This window comes from Streptomyces sp. NPDC050658 (assembly GCF_044457025.1).
GTDB lineage: Bacteria > Actinomycetota > Actinomycetes > Streptomycetales > Streptomycetaceae > Streptomyces.
The window spans coordinates 1,064,225-1,076,181 of sequence record NZ_JBITGM010000001.1; the positions used below are offsets into that span (position 1 = coordinate 1,064,225).

Here is an 11,957-nt window from a genome sequence, read left to right on the forward strand (position 1 = left end):
GCCGGGACATCCTCCGCGGCGGGTGAGTCAGCGCTCCACCGGGAGCCGGGCGAACCCCGGATCGTCCCGGCCGCCGAGCAGTTCGTCCACCACCTGCCCGGCGGGTGCGATGCCGAAGGGCAGACCTCTCTGCCGCGCCAGGGTGCGGGCCAGCTGCAGGACGCTGGCGCCGCTGGCACCGAGGTCCCGCGCGTTCCGCAGGTCGACGCGGACACCGGCCCCGCCCGCACGGATGGCGGCGTGCAGCACCCGGCCGAGCCCGGCCTCGGCAGCCGGGTCGATCGCGTCCCGGACCTCGATCACGAGACAGCCGTCGACCCGGCGCAGCACGACCGGCGACACATCGGGACGGGCGGCCACCGCGCCGCGGGCCCACGGTTTCGACACCCACGTCCACAGCCCACCCGCCACCAGCACCTTCGGCCGACGAACGGCGACGCTCCACGCCATGCTCCCCCCCTAAGCCAGACGGTTAGCCCAGACGGTCCTTCGCACCAGAGTTCCGAAGGACCGTCCCGGCGGCGTCGCTCGACAGGGGTGACAGCAATCGCGCCGCCTCGCGCCTCAGCCGTGCAGCAGCACCAGGTCGTCGCGGTGCACGACCTCCCGCTCGTACGCCGGTCCGAGCTCCCGCGCGAGTTCCCGCGTGGAACGCCCGAGGAGCTGCGGCAGCTCCTTGGCGTCGAAGTTCACCAGGCCGCGCGCGACCGGCCGCCCCGCCCCGTCCCGCAGCTCCACCGGGTCCCCCGCGGAGAAGTCGCCCTCGACCGCCGCGATGCCGGCGGGCAGCAGCGATTTGCGCCCCTCCACCACCGCCCGCACCGCCCCGTCGTCGAGCGTCAGCGCGCCCTGCGGCTCGGAGGCGTGCTGGAGCCAGAGCAGACGGTCGCCGGAGCGCCGCCCGGTGCGGTGGAAGTACGTCCCCGTGTCGCGGCCCGCGAGCGCGTCGGCGGCCTGGCTCGCGGAGGTCAGCACGACCGGGATGCCGGCGGCGGCGGCGATCCGCGCGGCCTCGACCTTGGTGACCATGCCGCCGGTGCCGACGCCCGCCTTTCCGGCGCTGCCGATCTCGACGTGCGCTATGTCGGCGGGCCCGGTGACCTCGGAGATCCTGGACGTGCCGGGCCTGGCGGGGTCGCCGTCGTACAGACCGTCGACGTCGGAGAGCAGCACCAGGAGGTCGGCGCGGACGAGGTGGGCGACCAGGGCGGCGAGCCGGTCGTTGTCGCCGAAGCGGATCTCGTCGGTGGCCACCGTGTCGTTCTCGTTCACGACCGGCAGCGCGCCCATCGCGAGGAGCTGGTCGAAGGTGCGGGACGCGTTGCGGTGGTGGGCGCGGCGCGCCATGTCGTCGGAGGTGAGCAGGACCTGCCCGACGCGTACGCCGTAACGCGCGAAGGAAGCGGTGTAGCGGGCCATCAGAAGGCCCTGGCCGACGCTGGCGGCCGCCTGCTGCCTCGCCAGGTCCTTGGGGCGCCTGCGCAGCCCCAGCGGCGCGAGCCCGGCGGCGATGGAACCGGACGAGACGAGCACGATCTCGCGCTTGCCCCCGCCCGCCCGTCTCCCACCACCACCCTCAACCGAGGACCTTCGGTCCGCCCCCATGTCTCGGCTCTTGGCGAACACGTCGACGAGGGCGTCGACCCGGTCCGCGTCCAGGCCTCCCGCGGCGGTGGTCAGGGACGAGGACCCGACCTTGACGACGACCCTGTGGGCGTCCGCGACACCCTGCCTGACCCCAGCCACGTTCTACCCCAAGTGATCCCTGCGCTCTTGAACCAGCAATCTACGCGAGAGCGGGGTGCCGACGCCCGCGCATTCCGAGGGGCGGACCGTCACCCCAGAGGGGAATCACGGCCCCCGGGTTCCGTTACCTTTGCCCCTTTATCCGGTGATTGTGGTCACGGAAGATTGCTACAGAGCCGCCGCACGTCATACGGTCAGTGGTCGCCTCCCCGACATCTTCCCCCCATCCGATACCCCGCCAGGAGCCCAAGCCCGTGCCCTCTGCCGGACTCGCCCCACGCCGCATCGCACAGCTCTCCGCGCTGTTCTCGATGTTCGCGCTCTTCACGGCCCAGCTAGTCAGCGCGCTGGTCCCGTACGTCCCGCTGTTCGTCGCCGCGTCGGCGGCGAACCTGGCGCTCGACGTCTATCTGCAGTACAAGCAGCCGGGGCTGCTCTCCCTCCTTGGCAAGATCCGCTTCGACGTCACGGTCCGCCAGCTCCTGCGCGACATGCTGATCCTGGTCGGCCTGCTGCGCATCGACGGCATCGAGCCGCTGGCCGAGCAGTCGCCGCTGACCATCTCACTGCTCGCCTTCTACTTCCTGCACTTCGGCTGCCAGGCCACGGCCATACTGGTCCGCCGCAGCCGCCAGCTGCCGATCGTCACGCGGAACATCGACACCTCCGCGCTGCACCTGACGGCGGCCCCGCCGCGGATCCTGGCCCGCCGCCAGGCGCACCGCCTGCTGACCTTCTCGATCCCCGCCACGACCGGCCTGGTGATCACCGCGGTGACGGCCGACGCCTACTGGGGCGGCATCGGCCTGGGCGTCTCCATCGCCCTGATGGGCCTCGGCGCGATCCACCTCGCCACCTGGCTGCTCCCCAAGAAGCGGGCGAAGAACGACCAGCGGGTCATGGAGTGGCTCGACGAGTGGCTGGCCGAGTACCAGCCGACCGTCGGCATGTACTTCTCGGGCGGCACGACCTCCGCGTACCAGGCCAACATGTGGCTCTCCACGCTCTCCAACCTCGACGGCAAGCCGCTGATCGTGCTCCGCGAGCGGTTCATGGTGCAGAAGATCGACGCCACGGACGTCCCGATCATCTGCTTCCCGAAGGTCGCGACGATGTTCTCCCTGGAGACCTCGACGCTGAAGATGCTGCTGCACCCGGCGAACGCCGCGAAGACCTCACAGGTCCTGCGCATCCCCACCATCAAGCACGCCTTCATCAACCACGGCGAGAGCGACAAGCTGTCCTCCTGCAACCCGTACGCGAAGGCGTACGACGAGGTGTGGGTGGCGGGCCCCGCCGCGCGCGACCGCTACCAGGCCGCCGACGTCGGCGTCGAGGACAAGGACGTGGTCGAGGTCGGCCGCCCCCAGCTGTCCCCGATCCTCCCGTACACCGGCGCCCCCGAGGGCACGTACACGACCGTTCTGTACGCCCCCACCTGGGAGGGCTGGGACGGCAACCCCGGCAACACGTCGGTGACCCTCGCGGGCGAGAACATCGTCCGGCACCTCCTCGCCGACAACGGCGTACGCCTCATCTACAAGCCGCACCCGATGACCGGCTCGCAGGACCCGCGCGCGGGCGCCGCGAACGAGCGCATCAAGGCGATGATCCGCGAGGCCGCGGCCCAGCGCTCCGGCCCCCGTCCGGGCCCGGAGGCCGCCGCCGAGCTGGAGCGGCGCGCCGCCGAGCTCGACGCCCTGACCTCGCGGTCCTTCCGCAAGGGCGCCGACGAGCAGGAGCGGATGATGCTCCAGGGCACCCCGGACGGCGACCAGCAGACCGCCGTCGCCGAGGCGACCGCCGCGTGGGAGGCCGCGTACTGGGCCTCGTTCCCCGAGTGGGAGCACCAGATCATCACGACCGCGCGCCCGGCGATCTTCTCCTGCTTCAACCAGGCCGACCTGCTGATCAGCGATGTCTCCTCGGTCGTCTCCGACTGGCTGAGCAGCGAGAAGCCGTACGCCGTCGGCAACACGTCCGGCATGTCCGAGCCGGAGTTCCGCGCGGCCTTCCCCACGGTGAGCGCGGCGGCGATCCTCTCGCCGGAGGCCGTGGAGGTCCCCGCCCTTCTGGAGGCCGTGCGGTCCCCGGAGCTCGACACCCACGTCGAGGCCCGCGCGGCCCTCAAGGAACACCTCCTCGGCCCCTCGGACCCGCCGTCCCTGGTCCGCTTCAACGAGGCGGCGCTGTCTCTGTCGGCGAAGGCCGATGAGCGCCGGGTGCGGATGGCCACGCGTATCGACGCGGAGATCCCCGGCCAGCGGGCCGCGGAGGATGCCGCCGAGGAGATGGAGTCTGAGGCCCCTGCTGAGCAGAACGGTGCTGAGGACTCTGTGACGGCGTAAGTATTGCCCCGTTGCGGAAAGGGCCCCCGGAGCTTTTGCTCCGGGGGCCCTTCTCTTGTTGCTTGCCTGCGACTGCGTCGTGGCTGATCGCGCAGTTCCCCGCGCCCCTTACGGGGCCCTCAGGCCCCTAGAACGGCTCGAAGTCGTCGTACTCCGCATCCGAGTCGTCCCGCTCCGCCTGCCGGTCCTTACGGCGCTGCGCGGCCGGCCGGGGCGCCTCCAGGCGGTGGTCCTCGCCGCGACGGCCCAGCATCTCGGCACCGGCCATGACGGACGGCTCCCAGTCGAAGACGACCGCGTTCTCCTCGGGGCCGATCGCGACGCCGTCGCCGCTGCGCGCGCCCGCCTTCATCAGCTCTTCCTCGACGCCGAGCCGGTTCAGACGGTCCGCGAGGTAGCCGACGGCCTCGTCGTTGTTGAAGTCGGTCTGGCGGACCCAGCGCTCCGGCTTCTCGCCGCGGACGCGGTAGATGCCGTCGTCGCCCAGCTTCACGGTGAAGCCCGTGTCGTCCACGGCCTTGGGCCGGATGACGATGCGGGTCGCCTCCTCCTTCGGCTTCGTGGCACGCGCGGCGCCGACCACCTCTGCGAGCGCGTACGACAGCTCCTTGAGGCCCTTGTGGGCGACGGCCGACACCTCGAAGACGCGGTAGCCGCGCTCCTCCAGGTCGGGCCGGACCATGTCGGCGAGGTCCTGGCCGTCCGGTACGTCGATCTTGTTCAGGACGACGATCCGCGGCCGGTTCTCCAGGCCCGCGCCGTACTGCCGCAGCTCCTCCTCGATGATGTCGAGGTCGGAGACGGGGTCGCGGTCGGACTCCAGCGTCGCGGTGTCCAGGACGTGCACGAGCACCGAGCAGCGCTCGACGTGCCGCAGGAACTCCAGGCCCAGGCCCTTGCCCTGGCTGGCGCCCGGGATGAGGCCCGGCACGTCGGCGATGGTGTAGACGGTCGAACCGGCCGTCACCACACCGAGGTTGGGGACCAGCGTCGTGAACGGGTAGTCCGCGATCTTCGGCTTGGCGGCGCTCAGGACCGAGATCAGCGAGGACTTGCCGGCGCTCGGGTAGCCCACGAGGGCGACGTCGGCGACGGTCTTCAGCTCCAGGACGACATCGCCCGCGTCGCCCGGCTCGCCGAGCAGCGCGAAGCCGGGGGCCTTGCGGCGGGCCGAGGCGAGCGCCGCGTTGCCGAGGCCGCCGCGGCCGCCCTGCGAGGCGACGTACGTGGTGCCCTGGCCGACCAGGTCCGCGAGGACGTTGCCCTGCTTGTCGAGGATGACGGTGCCGTCCGGCACGGGCAGGACGAGGTCCTGGCCGTCCTTGCCGGAGCGGTTGTCACCGGCGCCCGGCATGCCGTTGGTGGCCTTGCGGTGCGGGGAGTGGTGGTAGTCGAGCAGGGTGGTGACCGACTGGTCGACGACCAGGATCACGTCACCGCCACGGCCGCCGTTGCCGCCGTCCGGGCCGCCGAGCGGCTTGAACTTCTCACGGTGGACGGAGGCACAGCCGTGGCCCCCGTTACCCGCGGCGACGTGCAGCTCGACGCGGTCCACGAAGGTGGTCATGGTTCAGTGCCTCCAGATACAGCAGTACGTCAGTACGTCGTACGTCAACTACGTACGGGAATGTCTCTTGCGTAACACGCGAAAGGCGGACCCGCTTCCCGTACGGAGTCCGTACGGGAAGTGAGGTCCGCCTCGCGAAAGAACGTGTTCTACGGAAGCCTGATTCAGGCGACCGGAACGATGTTCACGACCTTGCGGCCACGGTGGGTGCCGAACTCCACCGCACCGGCGTCCAGCGCGAACAGGGTGTCGTCCTTGCCGCGGCCGACGCCCGTGCCCGGGTGGAAGTGGGTGCCGCGCTGGCGGACCAGGATCTCACCGGCGTTGACGGTCTGACCGCCGAAGCGCTTCACACCGAGCCGCTGAGCATTGGAATCGCGCCCGTTCCGAGTGGACGATGCGCCCTTCTTGTGTGCCATCTTGTCTCAGTCCCTTACTTCGCAGCCGTGGGGATACCGGTGATCTTGATCGCCGTGTACTGCTGACGGTGACCCTGACGACGGCGGTAGCCGGTCTTGTTCTTGTAGCGAAGGATGTCGATCTTCGCGCCCTTGTGGTGGTCCACGACCTCGGCCTGGACCTTGATGCCGGCAAGCACCCACGGGTCGCTCGTCACGGCGTCGCCGTCGACCACGAGCAGGGTCGAGAGCTCGACCGTGTCGCCGACCTTGGCGGTGGAAATCTTGTCAACCTCAACGATGTCGTCGACAGCAACCTTGTGCTGGCGACCACCGCTGCGCACGATGGCGTACACGCGGAACTCTCTCTCGCTCGGAACGGTGCCCCCGCAGTCCAGCCGCCCGCAGAAGCGGACGGCCTCTCCCGAGCCCGAAGCCGGGAGGAAAAGGTTTACAGGGGGTGGGCGCGCATATGAACACGCCGACGGTCAAGGTTACGGGGCCCGCCCTGAAGGGTCAAACCGGCCCCGCACCCCCGCTGACCGGGCCGGTCAGGTGGTCGTCTTCTCGCCGTCCGGCGGCAGCGGCTTGACGCCCTTGCACAGATCGGTGGAGTCGGCGCTGCCCGGCCAGGCGACCGCACGCACCCGGTCGAAGTGGCCTCGGTACATGTCGTGCACCGCGTCGTCGTCGACCTTGACGATCGCCTCGTCGTTCTCGCGCAGCGCGGGCGCCGTGTAGTTCTGCGAGCCGGTGAAGGAGAGCTTGTTCCGCCTGCCGTCGTACTGCCCGTCGATGAGCAGGTACTTCGAGTGGATGATGTAGGGCGTCACCAGCTTGGTGCCGGGGTGCAGCGGGTCCCGGTCGTCGTTGAAGCAGCGCACGGAGGGTCCGCCGGACTTGTGCAGCGCCTCCCAGGTGCCGGGGGTGCCGCCCTGGCTTTTGGCGCTGTCCGTCTCGGCGTAGACGATGCTCACCGAGCAGCCGGCCTTCTTCAGCGAGACGAGCTTGTCGGCGATCTGCTGCCGGGTGATCTTGAAGATCGAGGCCCGCACCTTGGTGGACCGCGTCACCCCGGCCGCGTCCTTGTACTTGCACTGCACGTTGTTCAGGACCGAGTACATGGTGTCGGTCTCGTTGACCGTGCCGGCGCGCGGGAAGAAGTAGGCCTTGTAGAGGCCGCCGCTGACCGTGCGGTAGTCCCAGTTCCGCCAGTCCTTGCCGATCATGTCGGTGAAGTAGTCGGCGTACGCCTCGTACATCGTCGGGTTGTCCGGAAGCAGCAGCGCGTCGTTGAAGAACTTGGTGTGCGCCGACGGCGTGGAGTTCGACGTGGTCTGTACGACGACGTCACGGGCGCCCTCGACCTCGGAGAACAGCCAGAACTTGTTGTGCATGATCGACTTGCCGTACTTGGGGTCGCCCAGGCAGGACTTCCCGGCCGGGCAGAGCGTCACGAAGGACGCCTTGTTCTTGTCGGTGCCGAGCGCCGCGGCCAGCGTGCTGTACGAGGTGTTCGTCGGACGGTCGCTGCGGCTCGACTCGTCGAGCAGGATCTGTACGTTCACACCCCGCTGCCTGGCGGCCACGAGCGCGTCCACGACCGAGGCCTCCCAGACGTGGTAGACCGCGACCTTGATCGTCGAGCCGGGCACCGCGGAGTTCGTCAGCTGGATGAGCCGGGTGCGGATCGCGTACTGCTCGTCGGTGCTGCCCAGCGGATCGTTGAAGATCGGCCCCTCGGTCCACGCGGGCCCGTCCGCGGCGGCCGTGCCGACGGCACCGACCGACTGGATCCCCGCCGCCGAGAGCACGGTGGCCAGCGCGACGGCCTGGCGTCCGCCCTTGATCTGCTTCACGGCACGGTGGCGTCCCGTGCCTCTCAGGCGCCCATGCGCCATCGGCGGTCCCCTCCCCTGTCACGAACCCGGCGTTTCCCCAAAAGCCACGTTCGTGTGATTCTCTGTCAACCGCATGAGTTTTACAGGTACTTCACTGCTGTTCGACAGGCGGGGTGGGACTTTCGGGCGGGACGAGGCTCTCATGCCAAGTGCCCCCGGCTCGGCGCGTCGCGCCGAGCCGGGGGCACTTGTGGTGCGTGCGAGTGACCTGTTCGAAGAGGATCAGCCCTCGTCGCCCGCGGAGGCGTTGACGCCGGACGGCGCCTGCTCCGCCGCGGCGGTCTTCTTCGTCGCCTTCGACGCCTTCTTGGCCGTCGTCTTCTTGGCGGCCGTCTTCTTGGCCGCGGTCTTCTTGGTGGCGGCCTTCTTCGCGGTCGCCTTCTTGGCCGTCTTGCGGGCCGCCTTCTTGGCCGGAGCGGCTTCCTCGGTGGGGGCCTCGGCGTCGGCTTCGACCTTCGCCTCAGCCTTCTCCGAGGCCTTCTCCGTGGCCTTCTCCGGGGACGGGACGACCAGGAAGGCCGCCTCCTCCGACGCGGTCGGCGCGGTGGCCTTGCGGACCGCACGGCGGCGCGGACGGGCCGGAGCGGCATCGGCCACAGGGGCCTCGGCCACCGGCTCGGGAGCGGGCTCCGCGACCGGCTCGGCCTTGGGCGCCTCGGTGACGATCACCTCGGCGGCCTCCGGCTCGGCGCTCGGCGCGGCCTTCGGCGAACCAGCCGGCGACGTCGCCTTGCGGGTCGCACGACGGCGCGTACGCCCCTTGGGAGCGGCGTCCTCCGCCGGAGCCTCGGCCTCGGCAACGGGAGCGGCCTCGACGACCGGGGCGGGCTCGACCGGGGCGGCGGCCTCGACGACCGGAGCCTCGGCCACGGGGGCCTCCGCCTCCGGAGCCTCGACCTCGACCTCGGCCGGGGCCTCAGCCTTGCCCTTCGCGGCCTTCTTCGGCCTCTCCCGCTTCTCCGACCTGGGCGCGGTCTCCGCCTTCGGGGCGCCCGCCGGAGCCGACGCCCGCCGGGTCGCCCGGCGCCGCGAACGGCCACGGGTGGCGGCGGCCTCGGCCTCGGAGGCACTGCTGTACAGCTCCTCGTCCGGCACGAACTCGGGCTCGGGGAGCGCCACCGGGGCGGCGACCTCCGCCGCGACCTCGGCCTCGGTCTCGGCCTCGGTGCTCTCCGCCGTCTCGACCGCCTCGTGCTCGTGGGCGTGGTCCTGCTGCTCGGAGCCGCCGCGGCCGCGCTTCTTGCGTTTGCCGCCGCCACCGGCGGAGGTCGGCTGCTCCATGTGCACGATCACGCCACGGCCGTTGCAGTGGACGCAGGTCTCGGAGAAGGACTCCAGGAGCCCCTGGCCGACACGCTTACGGGTCATCTGGACCAGGCCCAGCGAGGTCACCTCGGCGACCTGGTGCTTCGTACGGTCGCGGCCCAGGCACTCGAGGAGACGCCGGAGCACGAGATCGCGGTTGGACTCCAGGACCATGTCGATGAAGTCGATGACGACGATGCCGCCGAGGTCGCGAAGGCGCAGCTGACGGACGATCTCCTCGGCCGCCTCCAGGTTGTTCCTGGTGACGGTCTCCTCGAGGTTGCCGCCCTGGCCGGTGAACTTTCCGGTGTTGACGTCGACGACGATCATCGCCTCGGTCTTGTCGATCACCAGCGAGCCGCCGCTGGGCAGCCAGACCTTGCGGTCCAGGGCCTTGGCGAGCTGCTCGTCGATCCGGTACGTCGCGAAGACGTCGACCTCGGAGGTCCACTTGGAGAGGCGGTCGGCCAGGTCGGGCGCGACATGGGAGACGTATCCGTGGATGGTGTTCCACGCGTCGTCACCGCTGACGATGACCTTGGAGAAGTCCTCGTTGAAGATGTCGCGGACCACCCGGACGGTCATGTCCGGCTCGCCGTACAGCAGGCTCGGCGAGCTGGTGGTGGTCATCTTGGACTTCTTCTGGATGTCCTCCCACTGCTGCTGCAGACGCTCGACGTCACGGCGCAGCTCGTCCTCGCTCGCGCCCTCGGCGGCGGTGCGCACGATGACGCCCGCGTCCTCGGGGACGATCTTCTTGAGGATGGTCTTCAGACGCGCGCGCTCGGTGTCGGGCAGCTTGCGGCTGATGCCGGTCATCGACCCTTCGGGCACGTAGACCAGGTAGCGGCCGGGCAGCGAGACCTGCGAGGTGAGGCGGGCGCCCTTGTGGCCGATCGGGTCCTTCGTGACCTGCACGAGGACCGACTGGCCCGACTTGAGGGCGGACTCGATGCGGCGCGGCCCGTTGGCCATGCCGAGCGCCTCGAAGTTGACCTCACCGGCGTACAGGACCGCGTTGCGGCCCTTGCCGATGTCGATGAAGGCGGCCTCCATGGACGGCAGCACGTTCTGGACCTTGCCCAGGTAGACGTTGCCGACGTACGAGGTGGCCTGCTCCTTGTTGACGTAGTGCTCCACGAGCACGTTGTCCTCGAGGACGCCGATCTGGGTGCGCTCGCCGTTCTGGCGGACGACCATCACGCGCTCGACGGCCTCACGGCGGGCCAGGAACTCGGCCTCGGTGATGATCGGGACGCGGCGACGGCCCTGCTCGCGGCCCTCGCGACGGCGCTGCTTCTTGGCCTCGAGGCGGGTCGATCCCTTGATGGACTGGACCTCGTCGGCGCCGGTGCCGGGCTCGCGCTCGTCCTTCCCACGCCGTTCCCTCGGCTCACGGACCTTGACGACCGTACGCTCCGGGTCGCCGTCACCGGCGGCCTCGGCCTCGCCGGAGTCACCGGCACGGCGACGGCGGCGACGACGGCGACGGCTGCTGCTGGAACCGGCGCCCGAGCCGTTGTCCTCGGCGGCGCTCTCCTCCGCCTCCTCGGCGTCGGCGCTCTCCTCGGCCTCGGCCTCGGCGGCGGTCTCGTCGGACTCGGCGTCCTGCTGCTCGCCCTCGGCGTCGGCGGACTCACCGCGGCGACGGCGACGGCCACCACGACGGCGACGGCGGCCGTGCCGCTCACCGGCGTCCTCGGCGTCCTCGCTGTCGGCGCCCTCCTCGGCCTCGGCCTCGGCAGGCTCCTCTTCCGGCTCCTCGGCCTGCGGGGCGGCCTTGGCCGGCTCGCGCTCGGCGGCGGGCTGCTCGTCCGCGGCGCGACGGCGGCGGCGACGGCGCGGGGCGGTCTCCTCCTCCGCGACGGGCGCGGCGACGGGCTCGGCCGGCTCGACCGCTTCCTCCTCCTCGGCGGACTCCTCGGCCGCTTCGGCGGCGGCCGCGGCGGCGGCGCGCTCCGGGGTCTGGAACATCGGCTCGGCGAAGACCGGAGCCTGGAAGACGGCCACGGCGGGGCGCGCGGGCTTCCGGCCGGAGTCCTCGTCGGTTTCGGCCTGCGCCTTGCGGGTCTTCTGCGAGGCGGGCGCCGAGAAACCGGCGGCGGCCTTGCGGGTGGCGCGACGGGGCCTGCGGCCGCGGGGCGCCTCGTCCTCGGCGGACTCGGCGACGCTCTCGGCAGCCTCTGCGGCCTTCGGCTCAGCGGTCTTCGGCTCAGCGGTCTTCGACTCGGCAGCCTTCGGCTCGGCCACGGGCGCGGCGGTCTCGGCGGCCGGCGCGGACGAGGCGCGGGTCGCACGGCGGCGGGCGCGGCGCGGCGCGGCGTCGGACTCCGGCTGCGCCTCGGCCACGGGCTCCGCGGCGGGCGCGGGCTCCTCGGCGGCGGGCGTCTCGACGGCAGCCACGGCCTCGTCGGTCTGCGGCGCACCGGCGGGAGCGGAGGCACGGCGGGTGGCACGACGGCGCGCACGCGGGGCCGGAGCGGCCTCCTCGACGGGCGCCGACTCCTCGACCACAGGGGTCGCGACCGGCTCGGCGGCGGGCGCCTCGGCCTCGGTCTTGGCCTTGGTCTTGACCTCGTCGGTCTGCGGCGCACCCGCGGGAGCGGAGGCACGGCGGGTGGCACGACGGCGCGCACGCGGGGCCGGAGCGGCCTCCTCGACGGGCGCCGACTCCTCGACCACAGGGGTCGCG

General features: G+C 71.3%; 8 protein-coding genes. 1 reads left to right on the top strand and 7 read right to left on the bottom strand.

The window, feature by feature from the left end; all coding sequences use genetic code 11:
* Positions 1 to 27: 27 nt before the first annotated feature.
* On the bottom strand, positions 28 to 450 hold the full coding sequence (locus ACIBKX_RS04810) for a hypothetical protein (protein ID WP_363273337.1): 423 nt from the start codon (positions 448 to 450) through the stop codon (positions 28 to 30).
* Between the two features lie 114 nt (positions 451 to 564).
* Entirely contained in the window at positions 565 to 1,746 is a 1,182-nt protein-coding gene (gene proB, locus ACIBKX_RS04815; RefSeq protein WP_363273336.1) for a glutamate 5-kinase, read from the bottom strand.
* A 254-nt stretch (positions 1,747 to 2,000) separates the two neighbouring features.
* Here proB and ACIBKX_RS04820 point away from each other — a divergent pair, with 254 nt between their 5' ends.
* On the top strand, positions 2,001 to 4,094 hold the full coding sequence (locus ACIBKX_RS04820; protein WP_363273334.1) for a hypothetical protein: 2,094 nt from the start codon (positions 2,001 to 2,003) through the stop codon (positions 4,092 to 4,094).
* Between the two features lie 127 nt (positions 4,095 to 4,221).
* On the opposite strand, the gene obgE is transcribed toward ACIBKX_RS04820, so the two are convergent.
* The 5 genes from obgE to ACIBKX_RS04845 form a co-directional block, all read right to left on the bottom strand.
* Positions 4,222 to 5,661 carry a GTPase ObgE gene (obgE, locus tag ACIBKX_RS04825; protein WP_363273333.1) on the bottom strand — a complete coding sequence of 480 codons (1,440 nt, stop codon included), beginning with the start codon at positions 5,659 to 5,661 and terminating at the stop codon, positions 4,222 to 4,224.
* Positions 5,662 to 5,825: 164 nt separating this feature from the next.
* Positions 5,826 to 6,080, bottom strand: coding sequence for a 50S ribosomal protein L27 (gene rpmA / locus ACIBKX_RS04830; protein WP_030362615.1), 255 nt, complete (start codon positions 6,078 to 6,080; stop codon positions 5,826 to 5,828).
* A gap of 14 nt (positions 6,081 to 6,094) precedes the next feature.
* Positions 6,095 to 6,415, bottom strand: coding sequence for a 50S ribosomal protein L21 (gene rplU / locus ACIBKX_RS04835; protein ID WP_055566950.1), 321 nt, complete (start codon positions 6,413 to 6,415; stop codon positions 6,095 to 6,097).
* Between the two features lie 195 nt (positions 6,416 to 6,610).
* The gene (locus ACIBKX_RS04840; protein WP_399375638.1) at positions 6,611 to 7,960 is read right to left on the bottom strand and encodes a phospholipase D-like domain-containing protein; all 1,350 of its coding nucleotides are present in this window, start codon (positions 7,958 to 7,960) and stop codon (positions 6,611 to 6,613) included.
* A gap of 222 nt (positions 7,961 to 8,182) precedes the next feature.
* On the bottom strand, positions 8,183 to 11,957 hold a 3,775-nt coding region (locus ACIBKX_RS04845), incomplete at its 5' end, for a ribonuclease E/G (protein ID WP_399375639.1).